At 65.6% G+C, this 17291-nt stretch carries 15 protein-coding genes; 9 read left to right on the forward strand and 6 right to left on the reverse strand.

Going from position 1 to position 17291, the window contains the following annotated elements; all coding sequences use genetic code 11:
* The first annotated feature begins 7 nt into the window (after positions 1–7).
* Positions 8–1387 carry a GTPase HflX gene (hflX, locus tag ABIC09_RS11160; protein ID WP_187434958.1) on the forward strand — a complete coding sequence of 460 codons (1380 nt, stop codon included), beginning with the start codon at positions 8–10 and terminating at the stop codon, positions 1385–1387.
* Between the two features lie 150 nt (positions 1388–1537).
* Here the strand turns inward: hflX and mazG are convergent, their stop codons facing one another.
* Positions 1538–2398, reverse strand: coding sequence for a nucleoside triphosphate pyrophosphohydrolase (mazG, locus tag ABIC09_RS11165; RefSeq protein WP_354109274.1), 861 nt, complete (start codon positions 2396–2398; stop codon positions 1538–1540).
* A 126-nt stretch (positions 2399–2524) separates the two neighbouring features.
* On the opposite strand from mazG, the gene queC reads away from it, so the two are divergent.
* A complete protein-coding gene (gene queC / locus ABIC09_RS11170; RefSeq protein ID WP_354109275.1) occupies positions 2525–3238 on the forward strand; it encodes a 7-cyano-7-deazaguanine synthase QueC in 714 nt (237 codons plus the stop codon).
* Between the two features lie 98 nt (positions 3239–3336).
* On the opposite strand, the gene ABIC09_RS11175 is transcribed toward queC, so the two are convergent.
* From ABIC09_RS11175 to nthA, 3 genes are read right to left on the reverse strand one after another with little or no spacing between them, the layout of a single operon-like run.
* A complete protein-coding gene (locus ABIC09_RS11175) occupies positions 3337–3714 on the reverse strand; it encodes a nitrile hydratase accessory protein (protein ID WP_354109276.1) in 378 nt (125 codons plus the stop codon).
* A complete protein-coding gene (gene nthB / locus ABIC09_RS11180) occupies positions 3714–4373 on the reverse strand; it encodes a nitrile hydratase subunit beta (protein WP_148752248.1) in 660 nt (219 codons plus the stop codon). Before nthB ends, ABIC09_RS11175 begins: the two co-directional genes overlap by 1 nt.
* Positions 4370–5005, reverse strand: a complete 636-nt coding sequence (nthA, locus tag ABIC09_RS11185) for a nitrile hydratase subunit alpha (RefSeq protein ID WP_354109277.1) — start codon at positions 5003–5005, stop codon at positions 4370–4372. The genes nthB and nthA overlap by 4 nt, the downstream gene beginning before the upstream one ends.
* A 122-nt stretch (positions 5006–5127) precedes the next feature.
* Here nthA and ABIC09_RS11190 point away from each other — a divergent pair, with 122 nt between their 5' ends.
* From ABIC09_RS11190 to ABIC09_RS11210, 5 genes are all read left to right on the forward strand, one after another.
* On the forward strand, positions 5128–5934 hold the full coding sequence (locus tag ABIC09_RS11190; protein WP_354109278.1) for an enoyl-CoA hydratase/isomerase family protein: 807 nt from the start codon (positions 5128–5130) through the stop codon (positions 5932–5934).
* 126 nt (positions 5935–6060) lie between these two features.
* Positions 6061–8658 (forward strand): diguanylate cyclase, encoded by a 2598-nt coding sequence (locus tag ABIC09_RS11195; protein WP_354109279.1) that lies wholly within the window; start codon positions 6061–6063, stop codon positions 8656–8658.
* Positions 8659–8763: 105 nt separating this feature from the next.
* On the forward strand, positions 8764–10206 hold the full coding sequence (locus tag ABIC09_RS11200; RefSeq protein ID WP_354109280.1) for a DASS family sodium-coupled anion symporter: 1443 nt from the start codon (positions 8764–8766) through the stop codon (positions 10204–10206).
* Between the two features lie 250 nt (positions 10207–10456).
* Positions 10457–11575: a methionine ABC transporter ATP-binding protein gene (locus tag ABIC09_RS11205; protein WP_354109281.1), complete on the forward strand. Its 1119-nt coding sequence runs from the start codon at positions 10457–10459 to the stop codon at positions 11573–11575.
* Positions 11565–12230, forward strand: a complete 666-nt coding sequence (locus tag ABIC09_RS11210; protein WP_148752239.1) for a methionine ABC transporter permease — start codon at positions 11565–11567, stop codon at positions 12228–12230. Before ABIC09_RS11205 ends, ABIC09_RS11210 begins: the two co-directional genes overlap by 11 nt.
* 6 nt (positions 12231–12236) lie before the next feature.
* On the opposite strand, the gene ABIC09_RS11215 is transcribed toward ABIC09_RS11210, so the two are convergent.
* Positions 12237–13220 (reverse strand): helix-turn-helix domain-containing protein, encoded by a 984-nt coding sequence (locus ABIC09_RS11215; protein WP_354109282.1) that lies wholly within the window; start codon positions 13218–13220, stop codon positions 12237–12239.
* Positions 13221–13402: 182 nt separating this feature from the next.
* On the opposite strand from ABIC09_RS11215, the gene ABIC09_RS11220 reads away from it, so the two are divergent.
* Together ABIC09_RS11220 and ABIC09_RS11225 are read left to right on the forward strand one after the other, a co-directional pair.
* Positions 13403–14599 carry a serine hydrolase domain-containing protein gene (locus ABIC09_RS11220; protein WP_354034551.1) on the forward strand — a complete coding sequence of 399 codons (1197 nt, stop codon included), beginning with the start codon at positions 13403–13405 and terminating at the stop codon, positions 14597–14599.
* A gap of 14 nt (positions 14600–14613) precedes the next feature.
* Positions 14614–16608, forward strand: coding sequence for a primary-amine oxidase (locus tag ABIC09_RS11225; protein WP_354109283.1), 1995 nt, complete (start codon positions 14614–14616; stop codon positions 16606–16608).
* Here ABIC09_RS11225 and ABIC09_RS11230 read toward each other — a convergent pair.
* Positions 16605–17177, reverse strand: a complete 573-nt coding sequence (locus ABIC09_RS11230) for a helix-turn-helix domain-containing protein (protein WP_148752232.1) — start codon at positions 17175–17177, stop codon at positions 16605–16607. The two genes, ABIC09_RS11225 and ABIC09_RS11230, sit on opposite strands and share 4 nt — an antisense overlap.
* Positions 17178–17291: the final 114 nt, after the last annotated feature.

Genomic DNA, 17291 nt, shown 5'->3' on the forward strand with positions numbered 1-17291 from the left:
GATCTGATTGGAACCCCGGAATTTCGACGGGGATGCCGACCGTCCGCGGTCGGCAGGGGCTAAGCAGACGGGGCGGGTGCTTGTCATCGGCCCCTATTTGCGAGTGCGCGCAGGCGGTGCCGACGCGCAATCGGAGAGTCACATCCAGCGCGACGCCGAGGCCCGGCTCGACGAAGCCGCCGGCCTCGCGCGCGCCATTGATCTCGTCGTTGCCGACGCCATCATCGCGCCGATCAGCCAGATCCGGCCCGCGACCTATATCGGCAAGGGCAAGGTCGAGGAGATCGCCGCGCTGGCCAAGAGCCTCGACGCCGAGCTCGTGGTGATGGATTGCGCGCTGGCGCCGATCCAGCAGCGTAATCTCGAGAAGGAGCTGCACGCCAAGGTGCTCGACCGCACCGGGCTCATTCTGGAAATCTTCGGCCGCCGCGCCAAGACCAAGGAGGGCTCGCTCCAGGTCGAGCTTGCGCATCTCAATTACCAGCGCTCGCGCCTGGTGCGATCGTGGACCCATCTCGAGCGCCAGCGCGGCGGTTTCGGCTTCATGGGCGGTCCCGGCGAGACGCAGATCGAGGCCGACCGCCGCCTGATCCAGGAGCGCATCTCCAAGCTCGAGGGCGAGCTGAAGAAGGTGCAGGCGACGCGGCGGCTGCATCGCGCCGGCCGTCAGCGCGTGCCGTATCGCGTCGTCGCGCTGGTCGGTTACACCAATGCCGGCAAGTCGACGCTGTTCAACCGCCTGACCCGTGCCGACGTGCAGGCCGCCGACATGCTGTTTGCAACCCTCGATCCCACCTTACGCGCGCTGACGCTGCCGCATGGCGGCAAGGCGATGCTGTCGGACACCGTCGGCTTCATCTCCAATTTGCCGACCCAGCTCGTCGCCGCCTTCCGCGCCACGCTGGAAGAGGTGCTGGAGGCCGACGTCATCCTGCATGTGCGCGACATCTCGCACGAGGATGCCGAAGCGCAGCAGAGCGACGTCGACGCGGTGCTGCGCCAGCTCGGTATCAACCCCGACGATTCCGGTCGCATCATCGAGGTCTGGAACAAGATCGACCGTTACGATGCCGAGCAACGCGAAGAGCTGCTCAACATCGCCGCACGCCGACCGGAGGATCATCCGGCCATGCTGGTCTCGGCTGTATCAGGCGAGGGGATCGACGCACTGCTCGCCACGATCGAGGAACGGCTGGCGGCCACGCGCACCACGCTCGACCTCTCCATCGACGCCGCCGACGGCGCCGGCATCTCCTGGCTGCACCGCAATTCCGAGGTGCTGGCCAAGGAGCTGCACGACGGCCGCTTCGACATGACCGTGCGGGTGGACGAGACCAAGCGGGATATCGTGGTGAACAGGTTCGACGCCGTGCCGCGCGTGGCGTGATCTCTCCCCACGTCGTCCCGGACAAGCGTAAGCGCAGATCCGGGACCCATGACCATGGACGGCTGGAATTGGCACGCTGGTGGCTCCAGCCTGCTTCAACATGTACGGTCGGGGTAATGGATCCCGGCCTTCGCCGCGACAACAGCGGAATTAGCCGCGCGCTCCATTGCTGCTCTGGGCAGCAGGAGCGTTCTGCTCGTCACCCTTCGCCTCGTTCCACAGCGCATCCATCTCCGCCAGCGATGCCTGCTCCAATGTCCGGCCCTGCGCCTCCAGCGCCCGTTCGATGAACGCAAAGCGCCGCTCGAACTTCGCGTTGGTCGCGCGCAGCGCGGCTTCCGGATCGGCGTCGACATGGCGGGCGAGGTTGACGAGGGCGAACATCAGGTCGCCGGTTTCTTCCGCGATCTCCTGCTTGTCGTTGCGATCCAGCGCCGCCTCGATCTCGTCGGCTTCCTCGCGGATTTTTTGCAGCACTGCGCGCGGATCGTTCCAGTCGAAGCCGACGGTCGAGGCCTTGCGCTGCAGCTCCATCGCGCGCGTCAGCGCGGGCTGGCCGGCCTTGACGCCCGACAGCAGCGAGTTGTGTGGCGGCGACGCCTCCGGCGGCCGGCGCGCGGCGCGCTCGGCCTTTTCTTCGGACTTGATGCGGTCCCAGACTTCCTTGACGTGGGAGGCGGCGAGATTGCCGTCCTTGTCGGCAAAGACGTGGGGATGACGGCGGATCATCTTGCGGGTGATGGCTTCGACGACATCGCCGAACGCAAACGCGTTCTGCTCAGAGGCCATCTGGGCGTGGAACACCACCTGCAGCAGGAGGTCGCCGAGCTCCTCCCTGAGATCGTCGAGATCGCCGCGGTCGATGGCGTCCACCACCTCATGCGCTTCCTCGATCGTGTAGGGCGCGATGGTCGCGAAATTCTGCTCGAGGTCCCAGGGGCAGCCGGTCACCGGCGTGCGCAGCGCGGCCATGATCTCGATCAGGCGGGAAATGTCGCGGGAAGGGGTCATTGCGGGGCAGTCTCCTGGGTCCAGAACCTTATGCCAAAAGCGGGCCGCCGATCCCAGCACCGGCATGCGGAACAGGCCGATTTCCACCGATTGGCGGGCCGCTTCCGCAGTGCTAAAGCGCGGGCCATGAGTGACGCATTTTCATCACAAACCGCGCTGGTGCTGTTCTCCGGCGGCCAGGATTCCACCACCTGCCTCGCCTGGGCGCTGAGCCGATTTGCGCGCGTGGAAACGCTGGGGTTCGCCTACGGGCAACGCCACGCTGTCGAGCTCGATTGCCGCGACCAGTTGCTCGAGGGCATCAAGGGTCTTCGCGCGGATTGGGCCGCAAAGCTTGGCGAGAGCCATACGCTGTCGATCCCGACGCTGGCGGCTGTCTCCGAGACCGCGCTGACGCGCGATGTCGCGATCGCGATGGGCGCCGATGGGTTGCCCAACACCTTCGTGCCCGGCCGTAATCTCGTGTTCCTGACCTTCGCCGCGGCGTTGGCCTACCGGCGCGGCATCGTCCACATCGTCGGCGGCATGTGCGAGACCGACTATTCCGGCTACCCCGATTGCCGCGACGACACCATTCGCGCGATGCAGGCTGCGCTCTCGCTCGGCATGGCCCGCAAGTTCGAGCTTCATACGCCGCTGATGTGGATCGACAAGGCGGCGACGTGGAAGCTGGCGCATGACCTCGGCGGCGCGGGACTCGTCGATCTCATCCGGGAACAGTCTCACACCTGCTATCTCGGCGAACGCGGCGCGCAGCACGAGTGGGGGTATGGCTGCGGGGAGTGTCCGGCGTGCAGCTTGCGGGCGAAGGGGTGGCGGGAGTTTGTGGTGGGAAGGTAATTCCGCCGTCATTGCGAGGAGCCCTTGCGACGAAGCAATCTAGACTGCCTCTACGGAGAGATTCTGGATTGCTTCGCTCCGCTCGCAATGACGGAGGCCTACCGAAAATCCTCGTCCCGCAGCTCGATCGGCTTGCCGTGCGGCGTGCGATCCGCCGCGTGGTCCCAGGCGTCGCGGTAACGATGCAGGGTTTCCGTCGATGCGACGCCTTTGCGCGCCACCAGCCCTTCCAGCGTCGCGAGCCAGTGCAGATAGTAGGTCTCGCCGGTGTCGGGGTCGCCGGCGGCCTGCGCGCGCTTGATTTCGGAGGCCAATGCTGCGGCCCATTCCGGCCAGGTGAACACGCCGCGGTCGTGCAGCGTCAGTGCCATCGCAAAGGCATGCGCTTCCCAGGGTGCGCGGAACACCGGGCCGTCGTCATCGCGCGGAATGCTCGGAATGGCCGCCGTCGCGGCGGCAGCAGCCTTGCTGCTCATCACGCCGGATCCAGATAGGGCTCGAACGCGTCGATCGAGACTTTCAGCGTCGGATCGCCATCCGCGCCCCAGAGATCGCGGCCTTCGAATACGACCGTGTAGAGCCATTGCGGGTTCTCGCCGAGCTCCATCGCCGCCGAATCCGGAAACACGTGGCAGCCGTGGTTCAGCTCGACCACGCCGACATGCCCGCGCACATAGCGCGGCAGCCGCGTGTGCGTGGTCGGATGGATGTTTTTCGCACGGACGCGATCGCCGATGTTGAACCTGGCCGGCGCAGGCGCAGGGCGGGCAAACTTGCCGCGCACCATGATGCGCTCGACATTGGCGAGGTCGAACTTGCCGTGCTTGAGCGCCTTGCCGGGCTGCATCGCATGGCCGGCGGCGACTTCCTCGCGGGTGAGGTAACCCTTCTCGATCAGCATCTCCTCGAGACCGAGAAACCACTTCTTGTAGTAGGAGCTGGAGAGGTAGACATGCGGCGGCAGTGTCTCGCGATAGAAGCGCGAGGTGTCGATGTTGAACGCGCCGGCCGCGCCCATCGCGCGCACCATCGCCAGCACGCGGGACTCCCACGCCTCGTGAAACATCGGCTCGTTCGGCTCGGGCTCGACCTTGCCAAAACCGTCCATGCCGCCCATGTCGTGGACGCCGTTCACGACGGGGCTCCGGGCGTCCTGGGGAATCCCGTACCGATCATCGAGTCTCGCGTAACGAGATCGGCGAGTTGCTCCTCGCTCCAGCCTTCGGTGCCCGCGGGGCGCATCGGCAGCACCAGGAAGCGCGTCTCCGCGGTAGAATCCCAGACCCGAATCTCCATGTCCTTCGGCAGCGTCACGTCGAAATCGGCGAGCACGCCGCGCGGGTCCCTAACCGCGCGCGAGCGGTAGGGCGAGGCCTTGTACCAGACCGGCGGCAGCCCGAGCATTTCCCAGGGGTAGCAGGAGCACAGCGTGCACACGACCATGTTGTGACGCTCGGGCGTATTCTCGACCACGACGAGATGGTCGCCGACGCGGCTGACGTGGCCGAGCGTTCCGATCGCCTTGCTGCCGTCCTCCAGCAGCGCCTTCTTGAACGCCGGATCGCTCCAGGCCTTGGCGACGACGCGCGCGCCGTTATGCGGACCGATCTTGGTCTCGTAGGCTTGGATGATGGCGTCGAGCGCGGCCGGCTCGACATAGCCTTTTTCGGTCAGAATCGTCTCGAGCGCGCGCACGCGCAGCTCGGTCTCCGACAGTTCCGAATGATCGTGGTCGTGCTGATGATGGTGGTCGTGATCGTGGCTCATGGCGAAAGATTAAGCGAAACCTTCCCTGCCTGTCGAGGGTTCGTTGCAGCGCAATCCAGCCACGTATTCGTGACGGCGTTTGTGCGCTACGATCAGGCAAAAATCAGCTTCGGAGAAGCGCCATGAAAGACTTCGTCAAGATCGAGAAGGGCCTCGGTCCCGAGGGGCGGATCGCGGTGGTGCGGTTCGACCGCCATGATGGCATCAACGCCTTGTCGCCGGAGGCGATGCGCCAGCTCACGGCGGCGGCGCGCAGCTTCGAGGATGATGCGGCGACGACCGCCGTGGTGTTGACGGGCAATGCGGGCGCATTCAGCGCCGGCTTCGACCTGAAGGACGCCGAAGGGCGCTCGCGCAAGGAGATGGATCTTGGTGCGCTGCGGCGGCATCTCAAGCTCGGACCGCGGCTCACCCATGCCTGGCAGGAGATGGAGCAGATCACCATCGCTGCGATCGAAGGCTTTTGCGTCGGCGGCGGTGTGGCGCTTGCGGTCGCGCTCGACTTTCGCGTGATGGGCAGCGATGCGCATCTGCGCGTGCCCGAGATCGGGCTCGGCATGAACATGAGCTGGCAGAGCATCCCGCGCATGCTGCATCTGATGGGGCCGGCCCGCACCAAGCAGGCGGTGATCCTGGCCGACGAGCGCATCTCGGCTGACGAGGCCTATCAATGGGGCCTGGTGGAGCAGGTCGTCGATCCCGGCAAGGCGTTCGACGCGGCGATGGAGCTCGCGTGGAAGGTCGCCGCACAGCCGCCGCTCTCGGTCGCGATGACGAAGCTGACCGTCAACCGGCTCGCGCATGCGCTCGACGATCTCGCCAGCCACATGGATATCGACCAGTTCGCGCTGGCGAGCCTCAGCGAAGACCACAAGGAGGGCGTCGAAGCGTTCCTGACGCGGCGCAAACCTAAGTTTAGAGGAAGGTAGCCAACCCTTTCTTTACCGCTTTGCACAGGAGAGACGCGCCGCAAACCCATTCTCAATGCCGCCTGCGATATCCACCCCGCATGTTTCTGCCCAGGGGTGGGCGCTTGTGGTTAAGGGATTGCAGCCATGGCATTGCGGGGCATGTTGGGATCGGCGCGGACGCGAACCATCGCCGCGACCGGTGCCATTCTCGTTGTTGGGCTTTCGCTGACCTTCGCGGCGCGCGTGCTGTCCGAAAGGATGCTTGCCGCCGAAATGCAGCGCCGCTTCAGCGCCGACGCCGCCGATATCTCCGCAGCCGTCGGTGAACGCCTGCGCACCCATGCCGAGGTGCTGGTCAGCATGCAGGGGCTCTATGCCTCGATCGGCGGAACCGTCGACCGGGCGCAGTTCCGCCGCTACATCGACGTGCTCGACCTCGGCCGCCGCTATCCCGGTTTCCAGGCGCTGCAAGCGCTCCGTCATGTCACACCAGACGGTCTCGACGCATTCCTTGCCGAAGTGCGCGCCGACGGCAGCGTGGATTCCGCAGGCCAGCCCGATTTCGCGCTGAAGCCGCCCGGCAAGCGCGCGGTCTACGACATCGTCGAATTCGTCGAGCCGATACGCGGCAATGAGGATGCGCTCGGCTTCGACGCCGCAGCCAATCCGGCGCAACTCGATTCCCTGCGGCGTACGGCCGAGACGGGCCGCATCGTCGCGACACCGCCGGTCAAGCTGGTGCAGGATCGCTCGGGCGGCCTCGGCTTCATCCTGCGCGCACCGATCTATCGCGCGGGCGAGCCGGCCCAGACCCCGTCGCAGCGTGTTGCCGCATTGCGCGGTTTCGTCGCCTCGGTCTATCGCATGAACGATCTGATGCGCGGCGTGCTCGATCCGCGCTCGCTGCAGCAGATGCAGGTGCAGATCGTCGATCGCGGCTATGCCAAGCAGGCCAGGGACGGCACCATCAGCGGCGAGGCGGAGGACCCGACCGCGGCCTCGACGCTGATGTACAACAGCACCGAGCCGAACGTCAGCCTGGTCTCGCAAGTCGCCGAGCCCGGCGGCGTCGCGGCCGATCGTTCGCTGGTCGTCGGCGAGCGGGTCTGGCGCCTCGTGTTCAATGCCCGGCCGGGATCGATCTATGCGGTCGACCATGTCGTGCCTGATCTGGTGCTCGCCAGCGGAGCCGTGATCACGCTGCTGATCGCGTTGATTGCGGGCATTGGCCTCCGCTCGCGCCGGCTGTTTGGGAACCTCATGGCGCTCGACGCCGAGCAGCGCGCACTGGTCGACAATCCCCTGGCCGGCATCCTGTTCACCCGCGGGCACAAGATCCTGCGCAGCAACCGGCGCGTCGCCGAGTTGTGCGGACGATCGTCCGACGAGCTCCAGAACGAAACGGTGGAATCGCTGCTCGCATCCGACGCCGACAGTCAGGTCTTCGGCGCGACGCTGACCAAGATCCGCGACAGCGCGATGGCGAGCGCCGCGCAGCTTCACCTGCGCCGCAAGGACGGCTCCACGGTCCTGATCGACGCCCATGGCAAGCCGCTGCCCTCGGGGCGCGGCGGCGAGGGCGAGATCCTCTGGATCGTCCAGGACAAGACCGACGTGATGCTGGCGGAAGCCGAACGCGCCGAGCATGCCAGGCAATTGCAGGACACCAACGCGCGGCTGACGTCATCGCTGAAGGCATCCGAGATCCGCACCAAGGAAATCGCGCTTTTGACCGAACTCTCCGGCGTGCTCCAGTCCTGCCAGAAGCCGGACGAGATCTTTGCGGCTGTGGAAACCTATGCCGGCTTCCTGTTTCCCGACGAGGCCGGTGCGCTGTACCTGATGAACGATGCCCGCGACGGCGTGACCCGCGGGCCGCGCTGGGGCGAGGTGACCTCGACCGCGCAGGCATTCGCTCTCGACGATTGCTGGGCGTTGCGCCGCGGCACCAAGTTCCCGGTCTCGGAGGCGAGCCAGGGCCTCGTATGCGGCCACGCCTGCTGCGAGGCCGGAATCGGCACTTACCTCTGCCAGCCGCTGATCGCGCAGAACACGCTGCTCGGCGTGCTCTATCGCGAGGCCGCCGGCACGTCGTTTGCCGACGATACCGATCAGCTCGCAACGATGCTGGCCGAGCAGATTTCGCTGGCGCTCGCCAACCTGCAGCTTCGCGAGCAGTTGCGCAGCCAGGCCATCCGCGACCAGCTTACCGGGCTCTACAACCGCCGTTTCCTCGAGGACGCGCTGGCGCGTGAATCCGGCCGTGCGATGCGCACCGGCGAGACGATGGCGCTGCTGATCATCGACGTCGACCATTTCAAGAAGATCAACGACACCTTTGGCCACGAGTCCGGCGACGCGGTGCTGCGTGAGCTCGGCACTGTGCTCGAGAAGACGATCCGCAAGACCGATATCGTCGGCCGCTTCGGCGGCGAGGAATTTTTGGTGCTGATGCCGGGCGCCGATATCGATGCCGCGCTCGCGCGCGCCAATGCCGTGCTCGATGCTGTCAGGGCGATGCATGTCGAAATCCCCAACGGCGCGCCGCTGCGCCACATCACGGCGTCGATCGGCCTGGCCGTGACGCCACTCCATGTGCCGAAGGGCGACATGCTGGTAGCGGCTGCCGACGCTGCGCTGTATCAGGCCAAGGGGCAGGGCCGTAACCGAGTCGTCGAATCCGACCGCCGCTCTCTCATGGCACCGCCGGCGCCGCTCGCCAAGACGGGTACAGAGGGCTAGGCGGCTTCGTGCAGGCATTGAAACGCCCGCCGATCTGTGCCGTAACAGGCTTTGGCGGCAGCGGCTCGGTCAGCGATCCCGCGCGCGCCGCGGGAGGGACCGAGAATGCATCGCTGGAAGCTGATCGCGCCGCTGGTGGTATGGCTGGCGATTTATCTGTGGCCAGTGCCGGCAGGTCTCAACGTCAATCAGTGGCACTATTTTGCCGTGTTCGCGGCCGTCATCACCGGGCTGATCCTGGAATCGATGCCGGTCGGCGCGGTCGGCCTGATCGGGCTGACGGTCGCCGGCGTCGGCGGCTATATCGATGCCGATCCCGGCAAATCGCTGCGCTGGATGCTCGCCGGCTTTGCCGAGAGCACGGTGTGGCTGATCGTCGGCGCCTTCGTGTTCTCGATCGGCTATCGCAAGAGCCAGCTTGGCCGGCGCATCGCGCTGGTGCTGGTGCGGCGCCTCGGCACCAACACGCTCGGCCTCGGCTATGCGGTCGCGATGTCGGACTTCCTGCTTGCACCCGCAACGCCGTCCAACACCGCGCGCAGCGGCGGCATCGTCTATCCCATCATCAGCAACATCCCGCGCATCTACGGCTCCGAACCGGGACCGACCGCCGGCAAGATCGGCACTTACGTGATGTGGACCGCCTTCGCGGCGACCGCGATCACGAGCTCGCTGTTCTTCACTGCGCTGGCACCGAACGCAGCAGCACTCGCGATCGCCAAGAAGACGGTCGGCGTCGATGTCAGTTGGGGCCAGTGGTTCATCGGCTTCGCGCCGCTCGGCATCCTCCTGATGATCCTCGTGCCGCTGCTCAGCTACGCGATCTGCCGGCCGGAGGTGAAGCGCAGCCCCGAGATTTCCGAATGGGCGGCGAAGGAGCTCGCGGAGATGGGGCCGATGTCGCGCAACGAGTGGATCATGCTGGTGCTGATTATCCTCGCGATGTTCCTGTGGATCGCGGGCTCGAGCCCGGACATCCACGTACCCTTGCTCGGCTCGAACTTCGTCAATGCCACGACCGTCGTCTTCATCGTTATCTCGCTGATGCTGGTCACCGGCGTGATCGAGTTCGCCGACATCGTCAGCGAGAAGAGCGCCTGGGAGGTGTTCTTCTATTTCACCTCGCTGTTGACGCTGGCTTCGGGACTGAACGAGATCGGCTTCATCAAATGGTTCGCCAATGAATTCGCCAAACCGCTCACAGGGCTCACGCCATCGACCGCGATGATCCTCTTGGTCGCGCTGTTCTTCTGGATCCACTATTTCTTCTCGAGCATCACCTCGCATGCGGCGGCCGTGCTGCCGGTGGTGCTCGCTGTCGGCTCCGGCATCCCCGATCTGCCGGTCCCGACACTCGCCGCGCTCTGCATGTATTCGCTCGGCCTGATGGGCGTGATCTCGCCTTACGCCACCGGGCCGGCGCCGATGTATTACGGCAGCGGCTATATCGGGAAGGGCCAGTTCTGGGGTTTTGGCCTGATCTTCGGGGGGCTCTATTTCGCAGGGCTGCTGCTGATCGTGCTGCCCTGGCTCGCAATGGTCCGGTAAGCCCGCCGCAGGCGGATACCCCCGGCAGATGAATTTTCTTTCCAGTCGGGGGATTGGGAAAACTTCGCCCAACTCCCCGCAAATATCTGAAATTGCAAGAAAGACCGGAAAAGGCGATGGTGTGTTGCAGCGCAGCGGCGCCGTTGGGCGACTGCCTTGTTCCACCCTCCGTCGCTTGGACAGCGAGAGACCTTGTTTTCGTGCGCCTTCCGGGCGACCGAGCTAAATATCGTGCATGAAAGCCGCTTCCATGAATGCGCACCCATCGCTGGTGATCGGAGAGCCGGTCGAGATCCAAGACGCCGCGGCTCAGCCGGAGGCGATGGTCCGGTTCGAGAATATTTCGAAGACCTATCCGGCCTATCGCGGCAAGCCCGGCGTCAACGCGCTGCAAGGCATCGACTTCGAGATCGCGCGCGGTTCCATCACAGGCGTGATCGGCCGCTCCGGCGCCGGCAAGTCAAGCCTGGTTCGGCTGATCAACGGCCTGGAGAAGCCGACCACGGGACGCGTGGTTGTCGATAACAGAGACATCTCGGTGCTCGCTGGCCGCGAGTTGCGGCTGGCGCAGCGGTCGATCGGCATGATCTTCCAGCATTTCAACCTGCTGTCGTCGCGCACCGCCGCCAACAACATTGCGCTGCCGCTGGAGATCGCCGGCTGGTCAAAAGCCGACATCCGCGCGCGCGTGGCCGAGTTGCTCGACCTCGTCGACATCGCCGACAAGCACGACCGCTACCCCTCAGAACTGTCCGGCGGCCAGAAGCAGCGCGTCGGCATTGCCCGGGCGCTGGCGACGCGGCCGAGCGTGCTGCTGTCGGACGAGGCGACCTCGGCGCTCGATCCGCAGACCACGCGCGCCATCCTCGACCTGCTCGCCAACATCAACCGCGAGCTCGGGGTGACGATCGTGCTGATCACCCATGAAATGTCCGTCGTGCGCCAACTCGCCAAGGAAGTCGTCGTGCTCGATGCCGGCCATGTCGTCGAGAGCGGCCACGTCGCCGATATCTTCACCCACCCGAAGCATCCGATCACGCAGTCCTTCCTGGCCGAGGTGACCGGCGACAGCCTGCCGGTCTCGCTGGCCAGCCGGATCGTGCAGGAGCCGGGCAGCCACGCCGTGATCCGCGTCCAGGTGCGCGGGGCAGGGGCGGGCGATACGCTGATCGCGCGGCTCGCCCGCGAGCTCGGCCTCGACGTCTCGCTGCTGTCGGCGCGCATCGACGAGATCGGCGGGCAGCATGTGGGCTCGCTGGTGCTCGGCATACCCATTGGCATTTCTGGCGGCGAGGGCGCAGCAACGCGCACGCTGGCCTGGCTGTCTCAATACCAATTCTCGGCGGAGCGTCTCGGCTATGTCGCCTGAACTCATCAATCTGATTATCCAGGCCACGGGAGAGAGCCTGTACATGGTCGGCATCGCGGCGCTGCTCGGCACCGCCTTCGGCCTGCCGCTCGGCGTGTTTCTTGCGACCAGCCGGAAGGGCGAGCTGTTCGCAGCTCCCGCCGTCAATCGCGTGCTCGGCATCGTCGTCAATGCGACGCGCTCCACGCCCTTCATCATCCTGGTGGTCGCCATCATCCCGTTTACGCGGCTGATTGCCGGCACCTCGATCGGCTCGACCGCGGCGATCGTGCCGCTGACCATTGCGTCGGCGCCGTTCATCGCGCGGCTTGTGGAAGCCGCGATCCGCGAGGTCGATGGCGGCCTGATCGAGACTGCGTCCTCGTTCGGGGCCTCGCCGATCCAGATCGTGTTCAAGGTGCTGATCCCCGAGGCGCTGCCCGGCCTGCTGCTGGCGCTGACGCTCGCAGTCGTCAGCCTGCTCGGCTATTCCGCCATGGTCGGCGCCGTCGGTGGCGGCGGGCTTGGCGATCTCGGCATCCGCTACGGCTACCAGCGCTTCATGCCGGAGATGATGCTGGCCGTCGTGGTCGTGCTGATCGCACTGGTGCAGCTGGTTCAGAGCGCGGGCGATTATCTGGCGCGCCGGGTCAACCGCCGGCTGCGGCACCGCTGACAGGAGTCAGGCGGTAAGCTTCGCGCGCCGCAGCGTCTCCGAGGGAAGCTCGGAGAAGTGGCGCTTGTAGTCGAGCGAGAACTGGCTGAAGTGCCAGAAGCCATGCTGCACGGCGACGTCATAGACTGACGTCCCGGCGCCGCGCGTGAGGTCGCGACGGACGCGGTTCAGCCGCATCGCGCGCCAATAATGCATCGGGCTCGTGCCCAGAACTTCCTGGAAGCAATAGCCGAGCTTGCGTGGGCTGGCGCCGACGGCCTTGCAGACCTCAAGCAGGGAGAGGGAGCGGTCGCCGCTGCCATGCATCAGCGCGCGGGCGCGGTCGACGGTGCGCTTGCGCGCTGCAGCGCTGCGGCCGGGATCGGCAGAGCGCGCCGTCGGCAGCATGTCCATGATCTCGACGAGGAGGGCATCTTCCAGCGCCTGCCGGGCGGCCGGATCGTCGAAACGCCCGGGCGCCTTTGTGATGGTCTCCTGGATCGCCGTGAGAAGCTGGCGCAGCCGCGCGACCGGCGCATCGGCCATCTCCATCGCCCGCAGCTGGTGCCAGACCGCGCGTGGCAGCTCGACGTCGAGGTTGGCAGCCAGCTCCTCGATCAGCGCCGCGCTGGTGACGACGCCGCGAAACTCGAACGCTTTCGGCGTGCACATGTCGACCTCGGCGTCGATGCAGGCGATCACCTGGGTGCCTGCGACGCTGGCGCCGTTGCAATTGATCTCGCCGTCGCCGTGCCAGCGCAGCCCGATGCCAAAGCTGTCGGCACCGAGCTGACCGTATTGGCGGACCTGCTGGCTGGTGATCTCGCGAAACACCTCGACGCGCGGCAGGGAGAGCTGGGTAAAGCTTCCCATGAACGCGCCGGCACTGATCTGGTCGTAGCTCAGCCGCCAGCGGCCGAGCGCCGCGCAATGCTCGTCCACATCGTTGCTACTCGCCTGAAACAGGCTGGCAGCCGAGTCTTGAATCGGAAGAGTTGCGCTTAAGGCCATGACAATACGTCGGAATCCGGTAACCGAGCAGCCAGCAAGAACCACGCCAGACTGGCATGGCTATCGCGCCTGTCCAGCAAAATATTGCCGGATCTCGATAACGCCCGATGGGGCCGGCGTGCAGTCTTCCCATTGCCATTCCCGGCATCGGGGCCGGGATCGCGTTCTGCGGAGGGATCGAGATGCGACCGACCGAGATCATGCGCGGCAGCCCGCCCGCGCCCGAAGCCCAGGTGACCCGCGCCAATTGGCGCAGCTCTCCAGCCATCCGCTGGGGCTTTACCCACACCCGCGAAGTGCTGCCGACCGCCGAAATCCGCCGGTCGGCACATCCGACGCCTATCGCGAGCGCGCCGCGCGAATTGGCAAAACTCGGCTACACCGCGCCCGACGGCAAGGCGACCACCATCGAAGCCACGTTGCGCGAGACGTTTGCCGATACGCTACTCGTCATGCACCGAGGCACGCTGATCCACGAATGGTACGGCGACGGCATGAGCGTGACCACGCCGCATCTGATCTGCTCGATCAGCAAGGCGGTCGCCGGCACGCTCGGCGGCGTGCTGGCCGCGCGCGGCCTGGTCGATCCGGAGGCGAGGGTAGTGCGCTATGTGCCGGAGCTCGAGACCTCGGTCTACGGCACCTGCACGGTCCGCAATCTCCTCGACATGACGGTCGCGATCCAATTCGAAGAAGACTACGAGGACCCGGCCGGCGACGTCGCGCGCTACCGCTTCTCGTCAGGCTGGGACGTGCCACCGCCCGGCGTCGAGCCTGGCCATCAGCGGACCTATCTCGCCACGCTCCGCGGCACCGGCAAGCCGCATGGCAAGGTGTTCCACTACGTCTCCACCAACACCGAGGTGCTCGGCTGGGTCTATGAGCGCGCCTGCGGCATGCCCTACCATCGCATCCTCTCCGAGTATCTCTGGCAGCCCTTGGGCGCCGAGGAGGACGGCTCGCTGACGCTGGACAGCCACGGCATGGGCCGCCTCGCCGGCGGTATCTCCGTCACCGCGCGCGACCTGCTGCGCTTCGGCGAGATGATGCGCAATCGCGGCGTGGTGGAGGGGCGGCAGATCGTACCGGGCTGGTGGATCGACGACATCCGCGAGAACGGCGACACCAAGGCGTGGGCCGATGGTGACCTCGCCGAGTTCTTCCCGGGCGCGCGCTATCGCAGCAAATGGTTCACGATCGATCCGCAGCGCAACGCGCTGACCGGGATCGGCATTCACGGCCAGCACCTCTATGTCGATCTCGATTCGGACATCGTCATCGTCAAGCTCGCGACGCAGCCCAAGGCAATGGACGTCCCGATCGACCAACGCTGGTTCGCGGCCTTCCGCGCCATCACGACACATCTAGCTCCGCGCTGACGTCAGGACATCACATGCTCGATACCGTCAAAGAAAAATCGTCGATGCAAACCGCCGCACCGCATCCACTCGATCCGCTAACGGCAGACGAGATCACCGCCGCCTGCACGCTGGTGCGTGCCGCGGCGACCTCGCCGGAAAACTGCCGCTTTCCGACGGTTCGGCTGGAGGAGCCGACCAAGCAGGAGCTGGCCGCAGGCGGGACGCCGCGCCGCGCCTTCGCGCTGACGCTCGACGTGGTGACGGGCGAGGCGATCGAGCATATCGTCGATCTCGTACACAGCGAGATCGTCGTGCGGAAGGTCGTTCCGAACCGCGAGGCGCCCTATGGGCAGCCGTCGGTGATGCTCGAGGAATTCTTCAAGTGCGAGGCCGTGGTCAAGGCCGATCCGGGCTGGCGCAAGGCGATGGTTCGGCGTGGCCTCACCGACAAGGATATCGAGCTGGTCCAGGTCGATCCGTTCTCGTCGGGCTTCTTCGATTTCGCGTATGAGCGCGGCGCGCGCATCGTTCGCGCCGTCAGTTTTTTCCGCGAGCAGCTCCAGGACAACGGATACGCCCATCCGATCGAGGGCGTGGTCGCCGTCGTCGACCTGATCGGCGGCAAGGTCATCGATCTCACCGATGCGGACCCGATCGTGCCGATCCCGCGCAAGAAGCGGAATTATGGCCCGCATGAAGCCACCAATCCGCGCACCGATATCAAGCCGCTGCATATCGAGCAGCCCGAGGGCGCGAGCTTTCGCGTCGATGGCTGGAAGGTGGACTGGCAGAAATGGAGCTTTCGCGTCGGCTTCACGCCGCGCGAGGGGCTGGTGCTGCATCAGCTCGGCTATCAGGACGGGATGCGCAAGCGGTCGCTGATCCATCGCGCCAGCGTCACCGAGATGGTGGTGCCTTACGCCGATCCGACCGCGAACCATTTCTGGAAGTCGGCGTTCGATGCCGGCGAATACGGGCTCGGCACGCTCGCCAATGCGCTCGAGCTCGGCTGCGACTGCCTCGGCAACATCCATTATTTCGACGTGCCGGCCGCCGACAACAATGGAAAACCCTTCGTCATGCAGAACGCCATTTGCATGCATGAAGAAGACTACGGAATTGCCTGGAAACACTACGAATTCCGCAACGGCCTGTTCGAGGTCCGCAGATCCCGCCGGCTCGTGATCTCGTTCTTCGCCACCGTCGGCAATTACGATTACGGCTTCTACTGGTACCTCTACCAGGACGGCACGATCCAGCTGGAGACAAAACTCACCGGCATCATCCAGACCGCCGCCGTGCAGCCGGGCGAAAAGTACAAATGGGGCGGCATGGTCGACGACAATCTCGGCGGGCCGACGCACCAGCACTTCTTCAACGTGCGCCTGCACATGGACCTCGACGGCGGCGGCAACACCGTCAGCGAGCACGATTTCGTGCCCCGACCCTGGGGCCATGATAATCCGCACGGCAACGCGTTCGACACCACGACGCGCGTGCTGTCACGCGAGCGCGATGCCGCGGCCATCGCCAATGGCGAGACCGGTCGGTTCTGGAAGATCAGCAATCCCAACGAGACCAATTCGGTCGGCAATGCGCCCGCCTACAAGCTCGTCGTCAATCCGAGCCCGCTGATGCTGGCCCAGGAGGGCAGCTACGTGCGCAAGCGCGGCGGCTTCGCGACCAGGCATGTCTGGGTCACCGCGTTCGATCGGGACGAAAAATACGCCAGCGGCGATTATCCCAACAACCATGCCGGCGGCGATGGCTTACCGCGCTACGCTGCGCAGAACCGCAACATCGAGAACACCGATATCGTGGTGTGGCACTCCTTCGGTCACACCCATATCTGCAAGCCCGAGGATTTTCCGATCATGCCGGTCGAGTATGCCGGCTTCACGCTGAAGCCGACCGGCTTCTTCGCCGCCAACGCCGCCGGCGACATCCCGCCGGAGCGCAACAGCCGCAGCGTGCTGGCCGGTGATCCGCAGAACGCGGACGGCGCCTCGTGCTGCCACAAGGGCTAGCGGAGGAGGGGCTCGAATTTGTCGCTGGCGCCCAGCCCGGCCGGCGGCATTGCGATCGACGCCGGGCCTGCCACGAGACTGTCGAGATCGACCAGCAGCAGATCGGCCATGTGGGTAAGCTGGTGCAGAGGGATGCTGATCTCACCGCTCTCGGCACGTGAGACGAACTCGGGCGAGACGCCGACGAGGTTCGCAATCTGGGCCTCGGTATAGCCACGCGCCTCGCGCGCGCCTTTGACCTGAGCGCCAATATGCTGCCTGTGCAAGGCCTGCTCTTCCTCTGTCATCATTAGCGCCTGCTCATCCGCGCTGGCGACGCCATCGGCGAACGCGACGCCGAGCAGGCGGCGCTTCTGCCAGGCCACGCGGCAGGTCTTTCGCAAGCCGTCGGCAAAGACCAGCGTGGCCTCTTTCGGGAACGCCAGCGACCAGTCGAGCTTCAGCCGTGCGCCGGTGCCGGAGACATCAGCGATGGTGCAGGGAATGCTCACGGTGCCCCTGGCGCCGTCAAATTCGATGATCCCGGTCCTCGCCGTGGATTGCCTGGTCGCAGCGCGCAATTCGCTCATGGACGTCGCTCCCGGATGCCCGGCACTTGCTGAAGAATCTGCAGCCGATTTTACCTCTCGGGTTCCCTGCGCTCAATCGAACCCGGCAGGCATGGTGAAGGATTCGTTCTCGGG

It is taken from the genome of Bradyrhizobium sp. S3.12.5 (assembly GCF_040548225.1).
Taxonomy (GTDB): domain Bacteria; phylum Pseudomonadota; class Alphaproteobacteria; order Rhizobiales; family Xanthobacteraceae; genus Bradyrhizobium; species Bradyrhizobium cytisi.